The sequence below is a fragment of the Chlorogloea sp. CCALA 695 genome, from assembly GCF_003003885.1.
Lineage (GTDB): Bacteria > Cyanobacteriota > Cyanobacteriia > Cyanobacteriales > Chroococcidiopsidaceae > Aliterella.
Map to the genome: position 1 here is coordinate 1 of NZ_PVWN01000009.1, position 24,899 is coordinate 24,899.

Annotated in this window: 24 protein-coding genes, 2 tRNA genes and 1 pseudogene; 15 read left to right on the top strand and 12 right to left on the bottom strand. The window is 42.0% G+C overall.

From position 1 onward, the window contains the following. Positions 1–89: 89 nt before the first annotated feature. On the bottom strand, positions 90–1,022 hold the full coding sequence (locus C7B70_RS06835) for a Sll0314/Alr1548 family TPR repeat-containing protein (RefSeq protein WP_106368318.1): 933 nt from the start codon (positions 1,020–1,022) through the stop codon (positions 90–92). A 129-nt stretch (positions 1,023–1,151) separates the two neighbouring features. On the opposite strand from C7B70_RS06835, the gene C7B70_RS06840 reads away from it, so the two are divergent. Next, positions 1,152–1,805: an ABC transporter ATP-binding protein gene (locus C7B70_RS06840; RefSeq protein WP_106368319.1), complete on the top strand. Its 654-nt coding sequence runs from the start codon at positions 1,152–1,154 to the stop codon at positions 1,803–1,805. Continuing rightward, positions 1,798–2,493 carry a 16S rRNA (guanine(527)-N(7))-methyltransferase RsmG gene (rsmG, locus tag C7B70_RS06845; RefSeq protein WP_106368320.1) on the top strand — a complete coding sequence of 232 codons (696 nt, stop codon included), beginning with the start codon at positions 1,798–1,800 and terminating at the stop codon, positions 2,491–2,493. The genes C7B70_RS06840 and rsmG overlap by 8 nt, the downstream gene beginning before the upstream one ends. Here the strand turns inward: rsmG and C7B70_RS06850 are convergent. Continuing rightward, positions 2,468–3,442, bottom strand: coding sequence for a GntR family transcriptional regulator (locus C7B70_RS06850; RefSeq protein ID WP_106368321.1), 975 nt, complete (start codon positions 3,440–3,442; stop codon positions 2,468–2,470). The genes rsmG and C7B70_RS06850 overlap by 26 nt on opposite strands. A 346-nt stretch (positions 3,443–3,788) precedes the next feature. Here C7B70_RS06850 and C7B70_RS06855 point away from each other — a divergent pair, with 346 nt between their 5' ends. The 3 genes from C7B70_RS06855 (at position 3,789) to C7B70_RS06865 (ending at position 6,666) form a co-directional block, all read left to right on the top strand. Beyond that, on the top strand, positions 3,789–4,691 hold the full coding sequence (locus C7B70_RS06855; protein ID WP_106368322.1) for a S1 RNA-binding domain-containing protein: 903 nt from the start codon (positions 3,789–3,791) through the stop codon (positions 4,689–4,691). Between the two features lie 63 nt (positions 4,692–4,754). Further along, positions 4,755–5,282: an EVE domain-containing protein gene (locus C7B70_RS06860; protein ID WP_106368323.1), complete on the top strand. Its 528-nt coding sequence runs from the start codon at positions 4,755–4,757 to the stop codon at positions 5,280–5,282. Positions 5,283–5,589: 307 nt separating this feature from the next. Continuing rightward, a complete protein-coding gene (locus tag C7B70_RS06865) occupies positions 5,590–6,666 on the top strand; it encodes an AI-2E family transporter (protein WP_106368324.1) in 1,077 nt (358 codons plus the stop codon). Positions 6,667–6,717: 51 nt separating this feature from the next. Here C7B70_RS06865 and C7B70_RS06870 read toward each other — a convergent pair whose 3' ends face one another. From C7B70_RS06870 to hisF, 4 genes are all read right to left on the bottom strand, one after another. Continuing rightward, entirely contained in the window at positions 6,718–8,058 is a 1,341-nt protein-coding gene (locus tag C7B70_RS06870; RefSeq protein WP_106368325.1) for a TldD/PmbA family protein, read from the bottom strand. 97 nt (positions 8,059–8,155) lie between these two features. Further along, a tRNA-Ala gene (locus C7B70_RS06875) sits at positions 8,156–8,228 on the bottom strand. Positions 8,229–8,299: 71 nt separating this feature from the next. Then, positions 8,300–8,491: a hypothetical protein gene (locus C7B70_RS06880; protein ID WP_106368326.1), complete on the bottom strand. Its 192-nt coding sequence runs from the start codon at positions 8,489–8,491 to the stop codon at positions 8,300–8,302. Between the two features lie 71 nt (positions 8,492–8,562). After that, positions 8,563–9,333 carry an imidazole glycerol phosphate synthase subunit HisF gene (gene hisF / locus C7B70_RS06885; protein ID WP_106368327.1) on the bottom strand — a complete coding sequence of 257 codons (771 nt, stop codon included), beginning with the start codon at positions 9,331–9,333 and terminating at the stop codon, positions 8,563–8,565. Positions 9,334–9,417: 84 nt separating this feature from the next. Here hisF and ruvB point away from each other — a divergent pair, with 84 nt between their 5' ends. Beyond that, on the top strand, positions 9,418–10,515 hold the full coding sequence (gene ruvB, locus C7B70_RS06890; protein WP_106368328.1) for a Holliday junction branch migration DNA helicase RuvB: 1,098 nt from the start codon (positions 9,418–9,420) through the stop codon (positions 10,513–10,515). After that, a complete protein-coding gene (locus C7B70_RS06895; protein WP_199192112.1) occupies positions 10,515–11,312 on the top strand; it encodes a tetratricopeptide repeat protein in 798 nt (265 codons plus the stop codon). Before ruvB ends, C7B70_RS06895 begins: the two co-directional genes overlap by 1 nt. Here the strand turns inward: C7B70_RS06895 and C7B70_RS06900 are convergent. Next, on the bottom strand, positions 11,304–12,074 hold the full coding sequence (locus C7B70_RS06900) for a TIGR01548 family HAD-type hydrolase (RefSeq protein WP_339376667.1): 771 nt from the start codon (positions 12,072–12,074) through the stop codon (positions 11,304–11,306). The two genes, C7B70_RS06895 and C7B70_RS06900, sit on opposite strands and share 9 nt — an antisense overlap. Before the next feature lie 107 nt (positions 12,075–12,181). Between C7B70_RS06900 and C7B70_RS06905 the strand changes: the two genes are divergently transcribed. After that, positions 12,182–12,481, top strand: a complete 300-nt coding sequence (locus C7B70_RS06905; protein ID WP_106368331.1) for a 30S ribosomal protein PSRP-3 — start codon at positions 12,182–12,184, stop codon at positions 12,479–12,481. 254 nt (positions 12,482–12,735) lie between these two features. Here the strand turns inward: C7B70_RS06905 and atpC are convergent, their stop codons facing one another. Beyond that, complete coding sequence (gene atpC / locus C7B70_RS06910; protein ID WP_106368332.1) at positions 12,736–13,149, bottom strand: ATP synthase F1 subunit epsilon; 414 nt, start codon at positions 13,147–13,149, stop codon at positions 12,736–12,738. A gap of 72 nt (positions 13,150–13,221) precedes the next feature. Next, positions 13,222–14,670 carry a F0F1 ATP synthase subunit beta gene (gene atpD / locus C7B70_RS06915; RefSeq protein WP_106368333.1) on the bottom strand — a complete coding sequence of 483 codons (1,449 nt, stop codon included), beginning with the start codon at positions 14,668–14,670 and terminating at the stop codon, positions 13,222–13,224. A gap of 226 nt (positions 14,671–14,896) precedes the next feature. Here atpD and C7B70_RS06920 point away from each other — a divergent pair, with 226 nt between their 5' ends. Continuing rightward, positions 14,897–15,541 (top strand): DUF3318 domain-containing protein, encoded by a 645-nt coding sequence (locus C7B70_RS06920; protein ID WP_106368334.1) that lies wholly within the window; start codon positions 14,897–14,899, stop codon positions 15,539–15,541. A gap of 33 nt (positions 15,542–15,574) precedes the next feature. Here the strand turns inward: C7B70_RS06920 and C7B70_RS28280 are convergent. Next, a pseudogene (locus C7B70_RS28280) lies at positions 15,575–15,703 on the bottom strand (type II toxin-antitoxin system Phd/YefM family antitoxin); the annotation flags it as partial. Positions 15,704–15,783: 80 nt separating this feature from the next. After that, positions 15,784–16,548, bottom strand: coding sequence for a 7-carboxy-7-deazaguanine synthase QueE (locus C7B70_RS06930; RefSeq protein ID WP_106368335.1), 765 nt, complete (start codon positions 16,546–16,548; stop codon positions 15,784–15,786). 35 nt (positions 16,549–16,583) lie between these two features. Between C7B70_RS06930 and yqeK the strand changes: the two genes are divergently transcribed. The 6 genes from yqeK to C7B70_RS06960 all read left to right on the top strand — a co-directional run bounded on the left by yqeK (position 16,584) and on the right by C7B70_RS06960 (position 21,899). Next, positions 16,584–17,222 carry a bis(5'-nucleosyl)-tetraphosphatase (symmetrical) YqeK gene (gene yqeK / locus C7B70_RS06935; RefSeq protein ID WP_106368336.1) on the top strand — a complete coding sequence of 213 codons (639 nt, stop codon included), beginning with the start codon at positions 16,584–16,586 and terminating at the stop codon, positions 17,220–17,222. A 75-nt stretch (positions 17,223–17,297) separates the two neighbouring features. Then, positions 17,298–17,759 carry a ribosome silencing factor gene (gene rsfS / locus C7B70_RS06940; protein ID WP_106368337.1) on the top strand — a complete coding sequence of 154 codons (462 nt, stop codon included), beginning with the start codon at positions 17,298–17,300 and terminating at the stop codon, positions 17,757–17,759. After that, positions 17,759–18,256, top strand: a complete 498-nt coding sequence (locus tag C7B70_RS06945) for a CGLD27 family protein (RefSeq protein ID WP_369831832.1) — start codon at positions 17,759–17,761, stop codon at positions 18,254–18,256. The genes rsfS and C7B70_RS06945 overlap by 1 nt, the downstream gene beginning before the upstream one ends. Positions 18,257–18,298: 42 nt before the next feature. After that, the gene (locus tag C7B70_RS06950) at positions 18,299–19,252 is read left to right on the top strand and encodes an asparaginase (RefSeq protein WP_106368339.1); all 954 of its coding nucleotides are present in this window, start codon (positions 18,299–18,301) and stop codon (positions 19,250–19,252) included. A gap of 39 nt (positions 19,253–19,291) precedes the next feature. Next, a tRNA-Met gene (locus C7B70_RS06955) sits at positions 19,292–19,365 on the top strand. A 62-nt stretch (positions 19,366–19,427) separates the two neighbouring features. Then, positions 19,428–21,899 carry a glycosyltransferase family 39 protein gene (locus tag C7B70_RS06960; RefSeq protein ID WP_106368340.1) on the top strand — a complete coding sequence of 824 codons (2,472 nt, stop codon included), beginning with the start codon at positions 19,428–19,430 and terminating at the stop codon, positions 21,897–21,899. Here C7B70_RS06960 and C7B70_RS06965 read toward each other — a convergent pair. Next, positions 21,879–24,692: a PAS domain S-box protein gene (locus C7B70_RS06965; RefSeq protein WP_106368341.1), complete on the bottom strand. Its 2,814-nt coding sequence runs from the start codon at positions 24,690–24,692 to the stop codon at positions 21,879–21,881. The two genes, C7B70_RS06960 and C7B70_RS06965, sit on opposite strands and share 21 nt — an antisense overlap. Between the last annotated feature and the right edge of the window lie 207 nt (positions 24,693–24,899).

Sequence of the window (24,899 nt, forward strand, 5' to 3'; positions counted from 1 at the left end):
GGAGGACGGTTGCGTCCCCCAAGCCCCCTCCAAAAGGTCTCTCAATCGAGCCTTTGAGTCTTTGGCAATTCGCGGATTGTGGGTGTATATTACGATTTCTTGGGGTTAACTAAACGATTTGCAGCTTTACTTCTTTCTCTCTCTATTTGTTTGACTAAAGTAGCTGGGAGTTGGGCTTTTTTGGCGATCGCTTTATCAAAGTTTTCTAGTGATGCTCTTAGCATTGATTGGTCATTTTCTTTTTTGCTGTATTCTGCCTGAATTTGCGCTTTTAAGTAAAATAATTCGGGGTTGTTGGCTGTCCCTTCTATTGCCCGATTTACCGCTTTTAAAGCTTCGTTATACTGCTCTAAGTCCCGGTAGCCAATAGCTAAACCGCGATCAGCTAAATATTTGGGTGCGGCAAATTTTTCTAATCGCTCAATTGCTTGTTCGGGGTTTGAAAAAGGCAAGTTGACTGCTAATAGTAAATCCATGTAACCGCGCATCAAATTAGTTTCTGGATCGTTAGCCCCAACTGATTGCGCTTTATCTAAGTGTTCGTATACTAATCGCAATTTGGATAAAGCTTCGGGAGTGCCTCTAACTGTACCATCACGAGCCAAAACAGAAGCACCTTGTAAAAAATAACCTACCGCCGCGTACAAGTTTCCCCGCAAAGGATCGGTATTTATTAGTTGTTTAGCCGTTTCTAAGGTTTTGTTGCCGTATAAACTAAAAGATGTCAAGTCTTTATCTACGCTGTAAGCTAAAGATGCTTGCATGGCATGGGCTAAAGGTTCGTTTGCTTCGGTAACTTGAGCTTGTTTGAGATAACCTTGGGCTGCTTTGTAATTACCATCTTGAAATATAGCTTTAAAAGCTGCTTCGGTTTGATCGCCTATGGGATGGGGGTTTGTCGTCCGAAAAGGATCGGCGGCTTTACTGGGGCTAGTTGCTATTAGTGTTAATAAGATAGTAGTAGCGATCGCTTTTAGCGCTGCGCTTTGCGCAATCGCGCCCCAAAATCGATAGTTTCTCATAGTTTAAAAATTACACCTAAATTGCTAAGGATTTATAGATAGCAAGACCTTTGACGATAAATATAGTTGGAGGTTGCCCGAAAGTTGCCGTTGTTATCCACAATTGATTAGTAGCTAGTTTGTTATCCCATGCTTTATCTCAAAAATTTGACCTATCACCCCCCAGCTAGTTCTATAGCTATTCTAAAAGGTATTAACTTGGAACTTGCCCCAAAACAGTTAGGGCTAATTGTCGGGGCTAGTGGTTCGGGGAAAAGTACCTTACTAGAAATTTTAGCGGGGCTAGTTGAAACAACTTCCGGTAATATTTCTTGGCGCGAACAAGAACTAATATCCGAGCAATTACAACAGTTGGCTGGTTTGGTTTTTCAATTTCCCGAACGCCATTTTTGCGGTAGCACAATTTTAGAAGAACTGCGCTTAGGTCATCCAGAATTAGGCTCAGAACGAGTCAAGCAGGCTTTACTTGAAGTTGGTCTAGAGCAATTATCTATTCATACCTCGCCCCAGGCTTTGAGTGGCGGTCAACAGCGCCGTTTGGCTTTGGCTGTACAATTAATCCGCCAGCCCCCGTTATTGCTGTTAGATGAGCCGACAGCAGGCTTAGATTGGTCAATGCGTCGGCAATTGGTCGCTCTGCTGGAAAAGCTAAAACAAGATTGGACGTTATTAATTGTCACTCACGATCCTGGAGATTTACTTGCCATTAGCGATCGCACTTGGAACTTAAATCGCGGTGAATTATCTACTCATTCACCCGTTGCCGAAAATCAAAATGTCTAATTTATTACCAGAAATGACCGATTTATGGCTCAAAACTATCAATTGGCAACCAAACGATTTACAAAAATCCCAGTTTCAACAGGTTTACGAACAAGTAATTAAAGGCAATAGTCAATTTAATTTGACGCGCATTACTGAACCAATAGAGTTTTGGGAAAAGCATTTGTGGGACTCATTACAACCCATTGTCCCGTTGCTGTCGCTAGCAAAGCCCCAAATAATCGATATTGGTACAGGTGCAGGGTTTCCCGGCTTGCCAATGGCGATCGCCTTGCCCGATTCTACCGTTACTTTGGTTGATTCTACGCGCAAAAAAATTGCTTTTCTCGATACACTGCTGGCAGAACTAAGTATTCCCAATGCTTTAACATTAACTTCACGAGCGGAAACTTTGGCTAAACTTCCCCAATACAGCAACGCTTATGATGTGGCGACTGTTCGCGCTGTAGGTTCGGCGGCTATTTGTGCAGAATATGCTTTACCTTTAATCAAACCTGGGGGAATAGCGGTACTTTATCGCGGAAATTGGACAGAAGTAGAGCAAGAAGCTTTGATAAGTGCGATTTCTCCAATGAATGGCAAAATTGATTCTATCGATAGTTTCACAACTCCCCTTAGTCATAGCGTCCGTCACTGCATTTATTTAAAAAAGCTGATAACTTCTACCCCAAACCAAGCTCGCGTTTGAGCAAATCAATAGATTTTGTCCCCACAAAGTTTTCGCAACAAATTAACTGGGGAGGACGAATAATGTCTTCTCTAACAGCTTGAACGGCGGATTTGAGCGTAGCAAAACTAGGGCGATCGCAAATAATCGCCTGAGCGCTTTTGACAATGGCATTTAGCTTGTAAGCGTCTCCTATTTGGGCAGTAAGTACCAGTAGTTCGCTTCCGCGTAAACTATGAATAATTACTTCAGCCGATCTTAGCAAGCCCGAACTAATGCTAACAACGCCTATACAGCTATCTTTAGTTAGTTTTTTGAGGAGTTTGATTTCTTGTTCGTAGTTGTAAATATCAATGGGAATAATGCGGACAGATTTAAGCGCTGCTATTTCTTCGGTTTGACCGATAAAATACCTAGTAGTCACAACCGTTCCCGCAATTTGCTCCATGTTCTTTAGGTCTTCTAAAGATACTAGCTGTACGGGGATACCTAAAGATTGTTCTAATTCCTCAACAATTAATTTTCCTGCGCCAATGTCATCTTCTGGCACTGTAACTATAACTTGAGCAATTGAGCGCAATCGCCAATCGATTTCGGCAGAAAACAGCTCTCGTGCTTGGTTGAGAGAGCAACCTTGCTGTAGCAATTGATCTAAAGATTGTTGGACGATTTTATCAGCTTGGGGATATTGCTCAAGTAAAGGAATTAAAGCCGGGTTACGCCGAATAGTTTGAGCGCGGACATAAATACCTGAACCTGCAACACTTTCGACTAATCCATCTTCTTCAAGATGGCGATACACCTTGCTGATAGTATTGCGGTGCAAGCCCGTTTGCGTTGCTAAAGCTCTTGTGCTTGGTAAGCGATGACCAGGGGAAAATTGCCTTGAGGCGATCGCATAGCGAATTTGATTCAACAATTGAGTTGAAGAAGGAATTTCGCTATCGGGCTGAATGTGGAATTGAACCATGTTTTGATAAACGTACGAACTAATTGCGCGATCGGTGTAAATTGGTGTGGGACAAAAAATTATCGCTACTTTGGTTAATGTTCCTCACCGAAACTTGGGGATTTCTGCTAATGTTGCTTATCTTATCGCGCGCTCGCTCTTCTCCTGAAAGTTCATTATCTATTTCGGGGGCGGAACATAGTTTTTACGCACCGCGCAGGCTAGTTATAATAAGGTGGCTGCGATAGATGCTTGACAACAGGTCAAAGAGTTGTTTCAACTGCATTTGTCTAACTAATTTTTGCGTTTAAATATAAGACTGGCAAATAAATATCATTTTTGCCCCACTGCCCCACGAGCTAATGTTATGAACTCTAAATCAAAATCTACTCCCGCCACCGAATCAGCCTTTTCAATGGATGATTTTGCCAAAGCCCTCGAACAACAAGATTTTCAGTTTCAAAATGGGCAAACTGTTAAGGGCAAAGTGTTTCAGTATGAAAATAATGGCGCTTACGTAGATATTGGCGGCAAATCGGCGGCTTTTATTCCTAGCGAAGAAGTTTCTTTGCGTCCGGTAACAGATTTGAGCGAAATGTTGCCATTGCAAGAAGAATTAGAGTTTGTAATTATCAAAGAGCAAGACGCAGACGGTCAAGTTACCGTTTCTCGCCGCCAATTAGAAGTTCAGCAAATTTGGAACCGTCTTGCAGAGATGCAAGAAAATAGCCAAACTATGCAAGTGCGAGTAACAGGGGTAAATAAGGGCGGCGTAACGGTAGATGTGCAGGGAGTCCGGGGCTTTATTCCGCGCTCGCACCTTTTGGAACGAGAGAATTTAGACCAATTAAAAGGTCAGACTTTGAGTGCTAGTTTTTTAGAAGTCGATCTGAGCAACAATAAACTGGTACTTTCTAATCGTTTGGCAACTCGTTCAGCTAGTTTTAGCCAATTAGAGATTGGTCAATTGGTAGAAGGAAAAATTACTGGAATCAAGCCTTTTGGTATGTTTGTCGATTTAGAAGGTGTAAGCGGTTTACTGCACATCAAACAAATTAGCCAAAAATTCATTGAGTCTTTATCACCATTGTTTCAACCAGGACAAATACTTAAGGCTGTAATTATTGATTTAGATGAAGCCAAAGGACGAATTTCTTTATCTACCAGAGTGTTAGAAAAGTACCCTGGTGAGATGGTTGAAAACATGGCTGAAGTAATGGCAAATGCGGAAGAACGTGCAAGTAAAGCTAATAAGACTGTAGAAGAATAGTTTGTTTGAGATCCATACAATAGGCGATCGTTATGTTTATGCTAAACAATTGGAATTTCACAAATGAAAGCAAGAGTTTTTACCTGTAATAGAGAAGCATGGCCCTATCACGATGTTCAAGAGGATATAGACAAAGCGAAAAATCAACTTTCTGAAGGTATAGTTTTTAGAGACTCTTGGAGTTGCGGAACAATAAAACAAATTAAGGTTGGCGATCAAGCCTATTTCTACAGGGTAGGCAACAATCCTCGTGGATTCTTTGCTTATGGGCGTGTTGTAGCTGCCGAAATTAAACATCAGTCAAGGCTAAATACATCTGGTCTTCAAGATTTAAGTGAGGCTTATACTGATGTCTACGATGACTTAAGGATCACTTTTGAGTGGTATTCAGTTGTTGATTACGACAAAACATTAACACCTAGAGCGCTCAAAAATACGGGGAAATTTGAAGAATGTAATTTTCTTTATAAACAGTCTGGAGGAAGCTTTAGCGAAAAATATATTGAACTATTAAATAGTTACTGGGAACAGCACACATTAAAGATGGTAAAGCAAGGTCACGGCGCTTATACTGACCCTCCTAATCTTTAATTTAAACTTTGATTGTGTAATAAATACTAAAGTTAACCAGTCATTCAAGAGATGCTATGAGAAATTATTTATTGGATTCTTACCTTAGTTGTCTCCTCTACGCTTACTTGTGTAGAAATATTATATTTTCTAATGAAACTTCTCATGCCTATCAAAGTTGGGTGGGTACTGAAAATGACATTTACGACGAAGTTTTTGCTGACGTTCTATTAGAGTAGTGAAAATATCAGAATAATTTGCAATTAGAAATTATCACTTAGCAGCAGCTAAACGAGATAGGGTTATATAGATGCGATTACGAATATAAATGACAGCTTCTCCTAAAGTCGATCGGTGGTTAAAACTGGGCTTACCCTTCCCTATAGTTGTGTTTAATGGCTGGCTTTTGCTGCAAGTTATTCAATACTTTCAACCACTGGTGACTATTTTTGTCTTGGCGGCGGTGCTGGCGTTTGTACTAAACTATCCCGTGCAGTTTCTTCAGCAACGGGAAATTAAGCGTACTTATGCCGTTGTATTAGTTTTTCTAGTTAGTGTAGCCCTTTTGGTTGCTCTGAGTATTACTTTAATCCCAATTCTTTTAGAGCAATTTAACGAAAGCTTGCTACTATTACCGAAATGGATTGAGTCGGGGACTCAAGAATTAAAAAGTCTCAACAATTGGGCAGCAGCGCGGAATTTACCAATCAATTTTAATCAACTAGCAACTCAACTAACCGATCGCTTGCCAGAGGAACTGCAATCAGTGGCAGAAAACTTTGTAAGTTTGGCAATAGGTGCGGTTGATAGCGTTTCTGAGGTGGTGCTAACTATAGTTTTGGCTTTTTACCTATTATTAGACGGAGCAAGGATTTGGGCTTACTTATTTAAGTGGTTGCCGCCGCAAGTTGCGATCGCTATCCAACAATCTCTCCAGCAAAACTTTCAAAACTACTTTGTCGCCCAAATAGCTTTAGCGTGTTTAGTTGGGGTAGCAATGACTTCAACGTTTTTAGTCTTAAAAGTTCCCTTTGGGTTAGTTTTTGGATTAGCGATCGCCGTACTAACTTTAATTCCCTTTGGTGATGTGTTGGGTTTTAGCTTAGTTAGTCTGCTTGTAGCTTCTCATGACTTTTGGTTAGGCGTAAAAACTATAGTGGTAGCGGTAATCGTCGATCAAACTATCGATCAAGCGATCGCGCCTCGGCTACTGGGAAGTTTTACAGGTTTAAGTCCAGTGGGAATTGTCGCGGCTTTGGCGGTAGGAACAAAAGTAGCGGGATTACTAGGATTACTAATTGCTGTCCCTATAGCTAGTTGTTTAAAAGACGTTTTAGATAACTGGCAATCTTTCACGGATAATAGCCCTACAAACCAGTTAGCTGCTTCCCCAACTGAACACTAAGGTAGTCTGTAGAGACGTTGCATTGCAACGTCTCTTGCATTTGTTTTACAATTATTCTCCGGTAATTGATAGATTATCAACCCAAACTCTAGGACAAACGCCGCCAGGAGTTAGTTCTGCTTCCTTTTCAATATAAATAATTGATTGAAACAGTTCTAAAATGTCTCCAGCTACCGTTGCCGATTCAATACTCGTTAGCTTACCGTTATTTACAATCCAGCCATCAAAAGGCAAAGAGAAAGAGCCTTGTAGGGCTTTTACTCCCGCATGAAGGGCTTGCAAGTTGTCGATAAATATGACATTATCGGCGCTATCTAAGCTATATTCTTGCCCTTGGGTCGCGGCGGAAAAAACGTGGTAAAAGTGAGGACTAACCGATACTTTTGCGCCGATATTAGCGTGTCCGGTAGGTTGAGCATTTAGGCGTTTTGCTGTACCTGCGCTGTGAATAAAGTTGCTTAACACGCCGTCAGTAATTATTGGCAATCTGCGTGTGGGCGTACCTTCACCATCAAAGGTTTCTGTCGCTACATTATCAGGATGCAAAGCATCATCAGCAAAGGAAAGCAAAGGCGAGGCGATTTGCTTTCCTAAAGATTCGGGAGTTGAAAGGCTTTGCTTGTCGAGAATGTTTTGAGCGTTAAAAAGGTTAGAAAATGCCCCTATTAAGCTCAAAAAAGCATTGGGTGAGAAAACTACTCGATATTTGCCTGTTTTAACTTTCTCGTAGTCTAAATGGCTAATTGTTTTTTCTGTAGCTTCTTTTAAGCAAGCAGAAATGTCAAGTTTAGGCAGACTGCGACTAATGCGAAAAGCTCCCGCACTGCGAGTTTTTTTGCCTTCTTGCTCGGTTTTGGTGTAAAGATAAATGGAGGTATAAGAACGAGCTTCATTACGAACAGCCCCCGCACTATTGAGATAAAATCGATTAATATCTCGTTGGGCAAGAGAATTATAAGGTACTCCAGCAATCGCACTATGAGCCGATAATAGTTTACTTTCAGCCTTAACTAGGGTTTCAATCAGTTCTGATACAGGCACTTGTGTGGCAGTTTCTTGAGTTTGGTCACCAAGAGGCGTAGTTGCTTCGGGGCTAAAATCGGGGATGTTGTCTTTAACTCCAAAAAAGCTGGCTTCGTAAGCAGTTTTTAAAGCTAATTCTAGTCCTTTAGGGTCTACATCGGTCGTGCTGGTCACTCCCATTGTATTGTCAGCATTCCAAACCCTGACCATTACACTAGAACGGTTTGAGGCTTTAACTTGCTTTGGTTCTCCAGTATCTACTTGCACGCTGGTTTCATCCACCGAAGAACCGTAAATATCAAATTTGTCTATACCTAGCTTTTCGGCACTTGTTTGAGCATAATTTGCAATCTCGGCAATTTTTGTCATGGTATATCCTTTGAAATTGTTAGTTTTCCTAGGTAACTAATGATGAATAATCCTGTATTCCTGTGCAGAAAATCTAAAATTAATCAATTTATCTAAGTGGAGTCATGCGGATTCGAACCGCAGACCCCCTCCATGCCATGGAGGTGCTCTACCAACTGAGCTATAACCCCTTGTAGTCCTTTGCTATTATCTCTCAATAATTGTCTAGTTGTCAAGGCTTTTAATAAAAATTCTTAGGCTATTAATTAATATTCATTAAATAATTAAGGCAGTTGTGCATCAGAAAATAAACTACCAGCATTGCGGCTGCCGAAAAGGCAACTAAAGTTCCGGCTAACATCAAAGAAAATTCCCGCTTCTGTACTGCCGCATCCATGAGGTGCAGCGACCAAGCCACCAGCGCCACATCAAAAACTAATATAGAAACGAGCATATATTAAGAAAATTAAACTTATTAATCTAGCTTAACATAAGTACAATAAGTCAGCAGCGATGGGGATTTTGTCAAGCTGCCCGAACAAGACAAGAGCGATCGCGCAGATAATTTTTAATCTGAGCAACGCTAAGATGACCGTAATGGAGTAATGAGGCAAGTAGCGCCGCTTCTGCTTTGCCTTCAGTAAGCGCTTGATAGATATGTTCGCAATTTCCCGCACCACCAGAAGCGATCACAGGAATTTGTACCGAAGATGCGACTTGGCGTGTTAATTCTAAGTCATACCCGGCTTGCGTACCATCAGCATCCATACTTGTAACTAATAGCTCACCAGCGCCACGTTGTTCGAGTTCTTTTGCCCAAAGTAAAGCATCTAACCCTGTGTTTTCTCGTCCGCCGCGCACGTATACATCCCAGCCAGGATTTGCCGGATCTTGTCTGCGTCTAGCATCAATAGCGACAACAATACACTGATTGCCAAAGCGATCGCTGGCGCGGTTAATTAAGTCTGGTTGGCGCACGGCGGCGGAATTGATACTAACTTTATCTGCCCCCGCCCTTAACAAATTTTTAATATGTTCTAATGATTGAATACCACCACCAACAGTTAAGGGGATAAAAACCTGTTCCGCAGTCCTGTAAACGACATCAATAATTGTGTCTCGTCCTTCATGAGTTGCCGTAATATCCAAAAATACCAATTCATCCGCCCCAGCTTCGTTGTAAACTTTCGCAAGTTCCACCGGATCACCAGCATCGATGAGATTGACAAAATTAACTCCTTTAACTACTCGTCCGGCGTTGACATCTAAGCAAGGTAAAATTCTTTTGGCAAGCATAAGATTAAAGACTCTAATTATATTTACTAAGCAAAATTTTTTATTGCACCCTAATCAAGCTAAAAAAGGCTCATAGCTGGCAATATGGCAATTATTTCTTCAAAACAAGATCCAAACGAACCCCATAAAAAGCGCTCTGAATTTGTAAAACGCGATCGCCCTGTATCCCAACCCTTACTTAAACCCGAAGTTACCGCCGACGAAAAAGGCAAGCAAGAAGACACCATTCGCCCTCATCGCTTTGCTGATTATATTGGACAAAAAGAGCTAAAAGAAGTTCTCGACATTGCCATTAAAGCCGCTATTGGGAGAAACGAAACCTTAGATCACTTACTACTATACGGCCCTCCAGGATTGGGAAAAACTACCATGTCGCTGATTTTAGCTTCAGAGATGGGGGTAGACTGCAAAATTACCAGTGCGCCAGCTTTAGAACGTCCGCGAGATATTGTTGGGCTGTTAAATAGTCTAAAACCTGGCGATGTTTTATTTATTGATGAAATTCATCGGTTATCGCGGATGACAGAAGAGATACTTTATCCAGCAATGGAGGACTTTCGCTTAGATATAACTATTGGTAAAGGTTCTAGTGCCAAAACTCGCTCTTTACCATTACCAAAATATACGTTAGTAGGGGCAACCACAAGGATAGGGGCGCTATCTTCACCGTTGCGCGATCGCTTTGGTTTAATTCAACGCCTGCGTTTCTACGCCCATGACGAACTAACTTTGATTGTTTTACGCACCGCCCAACTATTGCAAACGCCCATTACCGACGATGGCGCAGAAGAAATTGCTAGGCGATCACGCGGAACTCCTCGAATTGCCAACAGATTGTTAAAAAGGGTGCGAGACTACGCCCAAGTCAAAAACGCTGGAATAATCAATCAAACTATAGCCGCCGAAGCTTTAGAGCTATTCCAGGTCGATCCCTGCGGCTTAGATTGGACAGATAGACAGATGTTAAGCGTGATGATCGAACAGTTTAATGGTGGCCCAGTAGGTTTAGAGACAATGGCTGCTGCAACAGGGGAAGATACGCAGACAATAGAGGAAGTGTATGAGCCGTATTTAATGCAAATTGGCTACTTAAATCGTACTCCTCGCGGACGAATTGCTTCCGCCGCCGCTTACAAACACTTAGGTTTTACTCCTCCAAATCAACAGTTATCGTTACTATGATGCGTTTAATTTCGATTGTTTTACTTTGTGTATCTCTATTATTTGGCAATTGCGATCGCGCATTGGCGCAAACCAAACCTACCCCAGAACAACTGCAACAGCTAGACACTTTAGCGCAAAAAGCAATTAAGTCTACCAATGCTGGAGATTTTGCCACCGCCGAAACTTATTGGACAGAAATTATCGAGCAATTTCCCGATAATCCCGCCGCCATCAGCAATCGGGGAAACGCGCGCATTAGTCAAAATAAATTAACTGATGCGGTTTCTGATTTTGATAAAGCAATCGAACTTGCACCTACGGCTACAGACCCCTATCTCAATCGCGGTACAGCTTTGGAAGGTTTGGGAAAGTGGGATGAAGCGATCTCCGATTACAACAAAATTTTATCACTCGATCCTAAAGACGCAATGGCGTATAACAATCGCGGTAATGCCCAAGCTGGTTTAGGAAATTGGGATAAAGCGATCGCCGATTACCGTACTGCTGCCGATTTAGCGCCCAATTTTGCCTTTGCAAGAGCCAATTATGCGATCGCTCTGTATCAAGATGGTCAAACCAGTGAAGCTATCCGTAACATGAGAAATATAGTCCGCAAATACCCTAATTTCGCTGATATGCGTGCAGCTTTAACCGCCGCTTATTGGGAACAAGGAAACCAAGGCGAAGCCGAAAGTAACTGGGTTGCGGCGGTTGGACTAGACAAGCGTTACAAAGATTTAGACTGGGTAGTTAAAGTACGCCGTTGGCCCTCAAAAATGGTTGCAGCTTTAGAAAAGTTTCAGAAGTTACAGTAATAATAACTGTGAAATCTCGGCGGGTGTAAGTTCTTGAATGTTATCAAAAACAATTGCCGCACCCGCCGTTATTAGAGTTTTGGTATAGTCGCTACGGCGTTGTTCTATGGTTTGGACGTGAGGTGGGAGAATGCCTACACCAATCCATTGTCTCTGAGGAAAAAGACTCCGCGCTTTTTCTACTGTATACATATCGCCTACAGTGTCGCCAGCATATACTACAGGCAACATTTTATCTAAGTTATGTTTTTGCTCTAATTGCTCTACGGCGGCAAAAAGTCCGGTAGGATCGGGCTTACCAGGGGCATCTTCCATCGCAATTAGTAAGGGAGACTGCAAACCCAAGCGTTTTGACAACACATAGTTCGCAGAGGCGCGAGTTGCACCGCTAAAAAAGCCCCAAGGAATGCCAGCATTAGTTAATTGTTCTAAATAGTCTGGTTGTAGCAATAAGGGTTCATTGCAGATATAACCAGTCCAATTATTATCATCTTCCCCTCGGTAGCGAGATTGAAAAAAAGTGACAATTTCTTGGTAGTCTGTCTCAATCGGGTTTCCTAAAGCGCGAAAATAACGGGAAATTAATTCTTGAGAAGCTTCCCAATCGTTATTCCAAACTCCTGCGGATTTCAGGGTATCGATATCTAATTCTGTAGGACGATAAACCCCACCCGTAAAACGTTCTACCGTGTCCGCCAAAGCCCGACGATAAGAATTTCCGACATCGCGGACAACCCCATCAATATCAAAAATTGCGATCACACTTGTCAAAATATTTACACCTTACGGGGCAGAGAAATTGATATTGAGTTACAATAAGTGATCGCACGGTTTTAAGCAAGTCCAGTACAAACAAGTGGAGGTAAGATTTGACCAAGTTTATATTAAAAGTTCTATGGTTGGATGAAAACGTAGCCCTAGCAGTAGATCAAATTGTTGGAAAAGGCACTAGCCCGTTAACTCGTTACTTTTTTTGGCCGCGCAATGATGCGTGGGAAGAACTAAAAAGCGAAATGGAAGCAAAACACTGGATAGCCGAACAAGATCGAGTCTCCGTACTCAATCAAGCTACCGAAGTAATCAATTACTGGCAAGAAGAAGGTAGAAAGCGACCCATTGCTGAAGCCCAATTAAAATTTCCTGAAATTGCTTTTACAGGTAGCGCCTAATAGCTACTTTTAAGAAATTACTGGTTACCAGAATTGATCCAACCTAAATAACAACAGCCAAAACCGCCCATCCACAACCTTCAAAAGTGTAGTTTGGGCGGTTTTTGAATTAAAAAACTCCTCTATCTATAGCTGGTTAAAGGAGTAAAGAGTTTTAAATAAAGCGTTACCAATTGCGGGTGCAAATATAATTTCGACTGATTTCAAAACAGGTAGAGACGTTGCACTGCAACGTCTCTACAATCAGCAACTATTTAAACCATTCCACCCGCCGCTTGAAACCGGGCGCGGGCGCGTTTGAAGGCTTGATTTGCTTGAATTTGCTCTTGGCGATTAGCATTAGCTAGTTGATTCAACTTAGCTTCAGCTTGAGTATAGGCAGTACGGGCAGTTTCTAAATTAATAGTATCGCCACGTTCCGCACCATTTACTAAAATAGTGACTTCATTATTTTCAACTTCGGCAAAACCGCCCATTAAAGCGATCGCAACCCATTCTTTATTTGAAGACGGACGAACCCGCATTACGGCCGTATCTAAGGCAGTTAATAGCGGCGCGTGTCCGGTCAAAATACCTACTTGACCAGTGGTACTAGGCAGGATTACTTCTTCAGCCGTAGCATCCCAGACGGTCTTATCTGGAGCAACTACACGAACAGTTAATGTCATAGGAAATAGGTGATTGTAAGTGAGACAAAAAAAGGGAGCTAAGGAAGAATATTTCTCCCTTATCTATTGCCTTTAGCCTTTGAGTTTTTCAGCTTTAGTGATCGCTTCGTCGATGCCGCCAACCATGTAAAATGCTTGCTCTGGCAGGTCATCTAGTTGACCGGATAGAATCATCTCAAAGCCTTTAATCGTGTCTTCTAGCTTCACGTACTTGCCCGGAGAACCTGTAAATACTTCAGCGACAAAGAAAGGCTGCGATAAAAAGCGTTCAATGCGGCGCGCTCTACCTACGGTTAGGCGATCGTCTTCAGACAATTCATCTAAGCCCAAAATTGCAATAATGTCTTGCAATTCCTTATAACGCTGTAAAGTTGATTGAACTTTCCGCGCCAAGTTGTAGTGCTTTTCACCAACTACACTAGCTTGCAACATATTAGACGTAGAATCTAGAGGATCTACGGCGGGGTAGATACCTTTAGAAGCCAAACCGCGAGAAAGTGCTGTTGTGCCGTCTAAGTGAGCAAAAGTAGTCGCTGGTGCGGGGTCTGTGAAGTCGTCGGCGGGAACGTATACTGCTTGAATTGAAGTAATCGAACCTTCTTTAGTAGAAGTAATCCGCTCTTGCAAGTCACCCATATCTTTAGCCAAAGTTGGCTGGTATCCTACCGCCGAAGGCATACGACCGAGTAGCGCCGATACTTCTGAACCTGCTTGTACGAACCGGAAGATATTATCAATAAACAGCAATACGTCTTGCTTGTTTACATCGCGGAAGTATTCAGCCATAGTTAAACCAGTCAAACCAACCCGCATTCTTGCTCCGGGTGGCTCATTCATCTGACCGTAAACTAGGGCAATTTTTGACTCGCCGATGTTTTTCTCATTAATAACGCCGGACTCTTTCATCTCGTTGTAGAGGTCATTTCCTTCGCGGGTGCGTTCGCCCACGCCAGCAAATACTGATACACCACCATGATTGATAGCGATGTTGTTGATTAATTCCATCATGATGACGGTTTTACCAACACCCGCACCGCCAAATAGACCAATTTTGCCACCGCGACGATAGGGCGCTAACAAGTCTAATACCTTAATTCCGGTTTCAAATACCGAAGGCTTTGTTTCTAAATCAGTAAACTTTGGTGCTGGACGGTGAATGGGAAAAGTAGCTTCATTATTGACTGGACCCATATTGTCTACAGGTTCGCCCAAGACATTGAAGATTCGTCCTAAAGTAGCTGCACCCACAGGTACAGTAATAGCCGCTCCGGTGTCTGTTACTTCCATACCGCGAACTAAGCCATCGGTGGTACTCATAGAAACCGCCCGGACTTGGGTATCGCCTAGTAACTGCTGTACTTCGCAGGTGACAGAAACCTCTTGCCCAGCTTCGTTTTTGCCTTTAATAGTTAAGGCGTTATAAATCTGTGGCATTTGACCGTTGGGAAACTTTACATCCACAACGGGGCCGATGATTTGGGTAATGTAGCCGATATTTGCTTTTTCTGCTGTAGTGACCATGCTTTCGCCTATATTATTAATTTAGCTGTTTCGGCGTTGAAAAATTAAAATTGCCATTGTTCAGATTATCACCCAAAGGGTAACGATTCTAATAGTTATTATCGCCTTGCATCGATATTTTTTTGCTCAGGATCTAACTAATGCCTCTTACCACAAAACGAACAGCAAGGTATACTCCAAAATAAGATATATAAGCCTTATTTGAAATTTCCAGAGAAACGGGTCTATGACATCTTATGCTACCTCGTCAGCCAAGGCTGAAATGAGCGAACTTAGGCGATTAAAAACTATCATGCCGCCAGAATTGCAAAGCTGGGTGAGCGTTGAAGGCACAACTGAAGTAAATCCTCCGCTAATCCGTTCTGAAGAAGTTGGTAGCGACCAAGTAGAAATTCAAATTGACTTGGTGAAGTGGGATGCTTTGGCAATGGATCAGCGCAATTTGCTATTTTGGCACGAAGTATCCCGCGTTCAAAACGATACTATCCCTAAAGATGGTTGGGAAATGGCAGCGTTAGCCATTGGTTTAGGGGGTGCGGTGGGCGAATTATGGGTACAAGATATATTGCTGCTGATATTGGCGCTTTCCTTGTGCGGAGTCTCCGGCTATCGCTTGTACGTGAAAAATAACGGCGAGAAGCAGCTAAAAGTAATGACTGATGCTGATGAAAAAGCGATCGCACTTGCTACTCGTTTTGGTTATACTCTCCCCAATGCCTACAAAAGCCTTGGTAGTGCTTTAAAAACTCTTGTCGATCAAACTTCTAGTAAAAGCCAACGCACTAAGTATGAGCGACGTTTGCAGGCGTTGAAACGCAGTGCTAATAAAGCTAAAGCCAAAGTCCAATCTGCCCAGGTAGAGGAAATCTAGAATAGTAAGAGGTAGGAGAACTGTTAAGCTAGTCAAATCTGATCCGGTAATTAAAGCTACATTTTCTCCTCCTCGTCGATTAATTATAAATACCTGATGGTTCTCGGCAACTTGGTCTAATAACTGAAAAAATCCTTTTCTAGCATCCGTTGGAGAAGTAATTTTCTAGGAAAACATAGCTAACGTACAGAAATATGTTCGTTTATTTTACTTCTACTGGTTAGAGAGTGTGATCGCGCGAGTCAAAGCTGCTGTAACATTTTATGAGTCTGAGGTACAACCCGGACTTGCTTAATCCACTTCTTCATTAATGCTTGCCAAGTCAACACTTGCTCAGGAGTTGGCGCAAACATCGTACCCACTTCTAAAGGTGTTACTGGTTGCAAATATATAATTATTTCCGGGCTAACTGCTGCAACTAAATTTGCCGCTCTTTCTAATTCCGCCACATCTGTTTGACTAGAAATAATTATCTTGACAAATACCTCTATTTGTGAATTGTAACAAGACTGCAAAAACTGCGCGTGTGCTTGCCAATGACTTTCGCCGCTTACACTAGGTAGCTTTAAATCCATCCCTACCGAATCCAAGTAAGGCAAGATTGTTAGTAATTGTTCGGGGCGATGTCCGCCAGTTTCTAGATAAATTGGTAAATTAGTAAGACTTCGCACTTCTGGAAGAAACTCTTTTAAAAACGGTGCGTGTAACAAGGGTTCGCCCCCAGTCAAACTAATACTATCGTGCAATAGCGGGACATTCTGCCGTTCAACAAACTTTAGCAAAGTAGTTAGTTCTACAGGATTAGAATAAACTTCAAAATCGCGCAGCCCAGGATGTACTTCGATGCGATACTCCGCAGGAGTTACCCAAGTATGGGCGCTATCGCAGTAATTGCAGCGCAAATCGCAAATTGCAAACCGAATAAATATTTGACGAGTACCAACATTGAGTCCTTCCCCTTGAATAGCGGAAAAAACTTCGATAAGTCTGGCAGTTTTGTTACTCATTTAGAATAGAAATAAATCTTACAAAAACTTTTATAGTGTTACCTCTCAACCATAGCTTGGAGTTTAGTACCATTGACCGCGAACAAGTTTTAGCATGGTTAGCCGATAACGTTCCCCCTAAGCGCATCAAGCATATTTTGGGCGTGGAACAAATGGCTGTGGACTTAGCAACTCATTATCAAATAAACTTAGAAAAAGCTGCCATAGCTGGCTTAATGCACGACTTGGCTAAATACTTTAAGCCGCAAAAGCTTTTAGAAATGGCTCAAATAGCCGGAGTAGAAATCGACCCTATAAGCGCTGCTAATCCTCACTTATTACACGCAGATGTTAGCGCGATTGTGGCTAGAGATACCTTTAAAGTAACTGATACAGAGGTGTTGGATGCGATCGCAAATCATACTTTAGGTAGACCAGGCATGAACGAACTTAGTTGTATTGTGTTTTTAGCAGATACCTTAGAACCAGGTCGCGGTAACACTCCAGAATTAGAGCATTTGCGAAAGATTTGTTACCAAAGCTTAGATAAAGCGCTTTTCCAAACCTGCGATTATTCGCTTAAATTTCTACTCGAAACTCATTGCCTAATCCATCCCCGCACCATTGCTACTCGGAACTGGTTTTTGCAAAAAGCCCAAAAAAAGCAACTGGCTACACCGCCAAAAACTGCATAAACGCCTAATTTTTGTTAGGATGCAGGGAAAACTTTTCATTGTTTTAACTTAGAAACCATCAGCCTTTGAGGTTTAATGACAGATCATTCCCAAGCTAATTTACAATCCCAGTCTACACTCGTTGCTACAAACACCCGCCCTGTTGCCCAACATCCCGAAGAAAGTCGAGAATTAGCGATGATATCTGCCGCCGCCGCCGCAGATCGCAAAGCGGCAGATATGGTAGTGTTAGGAGTTGCCGAAGTCTCTTTTTTAGCTGATTATTTTGTTTTAGTTACAGGCTATTCTAAGGCGCAAGTAAGAGCAATCTCCCAATCTATAGAAGACGAAGTAGAAGAACAATTGCACCGCCTCCCCATCCGCACCGAAGGACAAGCAGAAGGAAGTTGGGTATTGAAAGACTACGGCGATGTCATGGTGCATATCATGATGCCCAAAGAAAGAGAATACTACAACCTAGAAGCATTTTGGGGTCATGCGCGCCGAGTTGATTTGCCAGATACTATTGACAATCCTCCTAGGGAGTTAGAAGAATGATTGAGGCTTCGACTTATGTTTGTCCTGTACCTACCGAACAGCAGCCGTTGAATGAATACGAAGAATTGAAAGCAGCAGGTTTTTTTAAAACTTGTACCTTAAATTGGCAGCAATATATTAACAAACTTGTGTGGATTTGGGGAATATCCTGGTTAATAGCTGGCCCTGTGGCTGCTGCTAGTTTTGCTCCCCACAAATACATAATTCAATTTATCCTGTGTGGCAGTGCCGGGGCAAGCGTAGGCGTATTGCTAGTATTGGTGCGGATGTATTTGGGATGGTCGTATATAAAAAGTCGCCTGACTACTGCTACAATTTTTTATGAAGAATCGGGCTGGTACGATGGGCAAACTTGGACGAAACCCGCAGAAGTGCTATCGCGGGACTTATTAATTGCTAACTACCAAATCAAACCAATTTTGCAAAGACTACAGCAAAGTTTTATCAGTTTGGTCTTAGGATTACTTGCGGGGACGGTAGTTTGGAATTTTTTATAAATATTTAGCTGTAATGACGCTGGTAAATGGTACATTTTACCCATGACAAGGGGAAAAAGAACACAAGCTGCGGAACTTGAAGTCAGGTTACTGCGTGAAGGGATTATTGAATCAAAGCATCAAGTCCAAGCGGTTGTCTGCGATGACCGAGGACGGGTTTTGTCGGTGGCAGGAAACTCAGAAACGGCTACCTTTGCACGCTCGGCGCTCAAACCATTTCAGGCTTTAAGCGTCACGGCTACAGGCACTTTAGACCGCTACGAATTGAGCGATCGCGATTTAGCAATTATTTGTAGTTCCCACCAGGGTACAATCGAGCAGGTACGCCAAGTATTTAATATCTTGTGGCGCTCAGATATTGAAGCTTCACTCCTCCAATGTCCGATACCCGAAGGTAAAAGCAGCCGCTTACAATATAATTGCTCTGGCAAACACGCCGGAATGCTGGCAGTATGTCAACAACGGCATTGGCCCTTAAATACTTACTTACAGCACAATCACCCCGTACAACAACTAATTTTTGGTAAAGTTGCCGAGTTGCTAAGAATGCCCGCCGCCGAGTTTATTCATGCTCATGATGATTGTGGTGCGCCAACTTATTTGTTGCAGTTGGGACAAATGGCATCTTTGTACGCGCAATTAGCTTCGGGGCAAAATTTAGATATGGAGCGGATTGTTCGCGCTATGACCCATCACCCCACAATGATAGCGGGAGAAGGAGAATTTGATACTGAACTCATGCGTTTGACTGAGGGAGAACTGGTGAGCAAAGCTGGGGCCGAGGGGGTGCAGTGTATCGGTAGAACTGGCGAAGGGATGGGAATTGCAATTAAGGTCATGGATGGGGCCAAACGGGCTAAGTATGCCGTTGCAATTCATGTATTACAACAAATGGGCTGGATAGATCCTAGCGTGGGAGAAATTTTAACAGAAAGCTTTATGACTCTGGGCAAATTCAAGCGTTTAGAAGTAATTGGCGAATTATCTATTCTTTAGTTGCCAAAATCAAAAATAGTGTTATATTGATAAAGGCGACGCGGGATAGAGCAGCCTGGTAGCTCGTCGGGCTCATAACCCGAAGGTCAGTGGTTCAAATCCACTTCCCGCCATTAAGATAAATAAGCCCTGGAACTATAAATTAGTTGCAGGGCTTATTTAGTAATATCGATCTATGCAAAAAAATAAACTTTATCCCTGGCAAAATATCGGGATTTTGCTCGTAATATGGCTATTGGGCGCAGTGGTAGACTTGGTATGGCTAAAATGCGATCGCTCAATCCCTCCTTGGGATCAGGCAGATTACTTAACCGGAACCTTAAATTATCACCAAGCTTTACAGCAAGCTCAATGGTTCAACCGCCAGTGGTGGGAAAGTTTGTGGCGGCTTTCCAGTCAAATTCCCCCCTTTACTTACATGGCGGCTGCAATTATTCAACAAATTGCTGGTACAGGACAAGACCAAGCTATTTTCGTCAACGTGTTGTTTAACGGTATCCTCATCGGTGCGGTGTATGGGTTGGGGGTTGAATTATTTTCCATCGAAGTTGGTTTGTGGGCAGCGCTGTTGTGTCAATTGTTTCCAGCTTTTTATCAACTGCGGTTAGATTTTTTACTTGAGTTCCCCCTGACGGCGGCGGTAATGTTGAGTTTTTGGTGTTTGACAGTTTGGCGTAGTGAAAAGACGCAAAAAGTAAAAAGTTGGTTATGGGCGATCGCTTTTGGCATTAGTTTGGGTTTGGCGTTCATGGTGAAACAGACCACGGTGTTTTTTATGCCGATCCCGATAATTTGGGTAGGAGTAACAATAATTAAGCGTCGCCTTTGGGGTAAGTTATTGCAGCTAGTAACATCTTTAGGAGTGATGCTATTAGTTTGCGGCGCGTGGTATCGAGCAAATTGGCTATTTGTACTGACTACTGGCAAACGAGCAACTATCGATAGTGCGATCGCTGAAAATGATCCGGCGTTAAATACAATTGGCGCATGGACTTATTACTGGCAAGTTTTGCCTATTCAAGTTTCGTGGTTATTGTTGATTGTGCCAATAGTCGGTTTGCTGCTGTATAAGCGATCGCTATTTACAGAAAAACAAAAAGATAGTTTTGGGTGGTTAGCGGTTTTTTGGATAGGCGCTTATTTTCTTTCTTCGGTAAATATAAATAAAGACAGTCGCTATGCCTTGCCTTATTTGCCCGTAGTAGCGTTATTTTTAGCCTACGGCTTGACTTGCTTTCGCGGGCGCTGGCAAAAGTATATTCACACTGGTACGGTAGGTTTGGCAGTGCTGTTGATGATTTTTAATTTGTTTCCGGTGGGTGGTGTAGCGGAAACTTTGACAAAGGTAGTAAGTCCTTACGGGCAGCATTACGCTGATTTGACAACTTCATTGCCGCATCGTCAGGTAATTGCCGAGATTATTCAACAAGAGCCTTATTTACGATCTACCGTGGGAGTATTACCTTCTACTTCCGAAATCAATCAACATAATTTTAACTATTTTGGTGCTTTAGAGAATTTCCAAGTCTACGCTCGTCAAATAGGTATGCTCAAAAAGCAAGTTAGGCAAGATGCGCGTAGTTTTGATTGGTTCTTAACCAAAACTGGCGCTCAAGGCACGGTTCCTGAAGCTCAAGCTCTGATAGTCAAAGCAGTGGAGGATTCATCATATTTTCAAATCCACAAAACTTGGCTCTTACCCGATGCTACTAATTTGCAGCTTTATCATCGCCGCTTACCCGCAGTCAAAGTAGAACCTATAAAGGCAAAAATGGATAGAGTTGAGTTGCAAGTTAATATACCCAATAGTTCGCCGCCGGGGGTTCCTATACCTGTAACTTATCAGTGGAGCGGTGACTGGAGACAGTTGCAATCGGGGTTAGTATTGCTAAGTTGGCATCAAATAAATCAGACTCAAACAAGCTGGTTGCACGATCACGCCATTGGCATGGGTGCTTTGTATAGTGGTATTGCCAATAACAAGTATTTTCAAGTCACAGAAACTAGCGCCATGCTACCGCCCAAAAATACACCCCCAGGAATTTATACTGTAAATGCAACTTATATAAACCAGAAAACAGGCGAAAATTATCCTTTTTCTCCTCCAGTAACTTTAGAAATCAACCCCAGTAGCACCCCATCGCCAGCACCCGAATTAGATTTAATTACTCAATTACAGGTTTTAGCAGCTACTTTACCCCAAGGTACGACAGCCCTCGAACATCTATTTGCCGAGGTTGGGCGAATCAATCAGTACGATCCCACTCAAGATTACTTACAGCAAACGATATTAGCTATGCAATATCGCTTAAAATTATCGCAGAAAGATCCGCATTGGGCTTATGCTTTAGCTTTAGCAACAGCCTTGAAAAAAGATGTCAATGGAGCAATTGCAGCTTTCGAGCAAGTAACACAGCTAGACTCTCAAAATCCCTACGCTTACGCCTATCTTGCTTTTGTGCGTCTCTACAACTTTCAACCTCATTTGGCGGAAAATGCTGTACTTAAAGCAATTTCTCTTAATCCCAAATTACCAGAACTTCATGCCCTCCATAGCATTGCGGCGCTGATGCAGGGGAAACTGATTTCTGCCTGGGACTATTTTCAACAGTACAAAGCTAATAGTTTAATTAAGGTAACGCATTAAAATACATTCTAATTGAGGAATGCCAAAAGGCTTGCTGAGATAGTCATTTGCCCCCGCTTTTAAACACAAAACGCGATCGCCTACCATTGCCATTGCCGTTACCATCACCACAGCTACTTGTTGCAAATCTGGATATTGACGCAAACGACTAACTAAATCTAACCCTGAAACATTGTCGCGCAGTTGGACATCTAATAAAATTAAATGGGGTTGAAAGTTTCGGACGCGCTCTAAAAATTTAGTGGTTTCTGCGGTGTACTCAATTTCGTAGCCAATAGCTTCTAAATAATCTTGCAACAACATGGCTGTGCATTCGTCGTCTTCAATAATCAAAATCCGTTTAGGTGCTTGGACTAGAGGTTGTTCGCTAAATAGACCGCTTACAAATAAGTTAGAATCTGTAACATTACTAGGTAAAAATAAAGTAAATTGACTACCCTTACCTAAAGTTGACTGTACGGTTACATCTCCGCCGTGCAACTGGGCTAACTTGCGTGTCAATGCCAAACCTAAGCCCGTCCCTTCGTACTGACGATTTAAGCGGCTATCAAGTTGTTTAAAGGGTTGAAACAAAAACTTGATTTGGGACTCATCAATACCAATTCCTGTATCTGTGACGGTAAAAGCTATGCCTGCTCGTACTTTTTGCACTTGCAACGATACCGTACCAACCGATGTAAATTTAACGGCATTAGAAAGCAAATTTAGCAACATTTGTTTGAGCCGCCGCTCGTCACCAAGGCAAGAAGATATTTGTGGATCTATTTGATAGATTAGTTGTAGTTTTTTCTCTCCAGCGCGATCGCGAATTAAAGACAAACAAGCCTCACTTAACTCTTTCACATCTATTGGTAAAGGCGTTAATTCTTCCCTCCCTGCCTCTATTTTGGATAAATCAAGAATGTCATTAATTAACGCTAAAAGGTGTTCGCCACTGCTATGAATGCAGTCTATATATTCTTTTTGTTTAGGATTGACTTCTCCAAATATTTCTTGCTGTAATAACTGCGACAATCCCAAAATAGCATTGAGAGGTGTTCGCAATTCGTGACTCATGGTTGCCAAAAACTCGCTTTTTGCTCGACTACCTGCCACGGCGGCTTCTTTGCTTTCTAGCAAGGCGTTTTCTATTTGTTTGCGATCAGTAATGTCTCGGACAATGCTAATAACTTCTTCATTTCCACTTGCTACAATCCGGGCTTCGTAGTCGCGCATTTTGCCTCTACTTAGCAATTGATACTCAATGGCTTGCGCCTCCCCTGTAGTAAGAGTTTTCTCTATAGCGAACATAGTTTTTTGAGCTATTTCTGTAGGCATTACTGCCTGGATTTTTTCACCTAAAAATTCACTCGGCTTGGCGTACAAATCAATGTCTTTGGAGGCTTTAAAATCTAAAACTGTACCATCAATGCTAAACCTAAATATTAAATCGGGAATTACATCTAATAAAGCGCGGTTTTTTGCTTCACTTTTTCCTAATGCTTCTACTGCTGATGTTTGTTCTGTAATGTTGTTGAGCGTACCGGAGGTACCCATAAATTTACCCTCAATATCAATTACAGAGTGGGCATAAATTTCTACCCGACAGTAACCACCATCAATTGTTAAATAACGAAGTTCGCAACAGCAATTGTTTTGTTGGAGTTCAATTAACGAGGTAAATAAATTTAAAGCTAATTTGCGATCGTCAGGATGAACGTAGTTTAAAAAGTTTTTGCCGATACTCTCTTCAACACTAAAACCCGTAATGTCTGTCCAAGCCGGATTTAAAAATGTCCAGCAACCTGTTACGTCTGCGTTAAAAATTACTTCTTTGAGGTTATCAACTAAGGAGCGATAACTTTGTTCGCTTTGATGTAACGCGTCCATTGTCCGTCGGCGAACAATTACATTGCCAATACTAGCCGCCGCCGTATCTAATATTGATTGTTCGTTTACTGTCCAATGTCTTTGACTATGACAGTCATCAAAACCAATAAATCCCCATAATTCATTGGCAATTAAAATCGGCACTAATAATACAGAGACAATATTATGTGCTGCTAATATTTCTTGCTGATGAATGGGAAAATTTGGAGCTAGGTTATTAATAGGCTGACCACTTGCTAAAGTCTCGTACCATTGAGGAAACAAACTGGCGTGAGGTAAGTTTTTAGTTTCAATGTGATTAATTTGCGATTCTACGGAAAACTGACACCACTCAAAACTTCGGCTAATTGAGAGTTGCTTAGAGTTAACCTGATTACAACTTTCAAAAATATATACTCGGTCGATACCGCAAGTTTTACCCAAGCTAGCAAGAGCCTGATTAATTGCTGTCGTAAAATCTGTAATGGTGAGTAAATGATTAGTAGCGGCGGCCACCCCGGCTATTAAGCGATCGCAATTTCTCTGGGTTACTTCGGTACGTTTGCGATCGCCTATATCTCTTTGAACTGCTACATAACATAATAGTTTACCTGTACTATCACGCACGGCAAAAGCTGATAAATCTATATCTACCATCATGCCATTTTTTGCAATACTACACGCTTGACCTTGGTAGGTGTCATATTTTTTTAGTGACTCCATTACCAGCGCAAACTCTACTTCCCCTAAATGAATTGTGGGTTTTTTATCCTTAAGTTCTTGGTCACTGTAACCTAGAAGCAAGCGATGAGCCGCATTTTGTTCTAAGTAATAACCTTGAGGATCGACTATCGCAATTCCATCGTTATCATTAGCAATAATTTGTTTATATAGATTGAGCTTTTCTTCTATTTGCTGTTGGAAAGCAATATCTGGGATTGTCACTTGCTATACCTTTAACTTTTTTAAATAAAGACTGTGCTAAAAGTTGATATGTTTGCTTGTTTCGCTACTATTTTTGCCTGTGATTGAGATTATTTATCTCAGTTTTTTTAACTCTAGAGCTAAAACTAGCTTTTTTGATTACCTTGATATTAAGTTTTTGCTATATTTTTTATTAAGCATCAGTTTTAGATAAACTTTTTGTTCCCA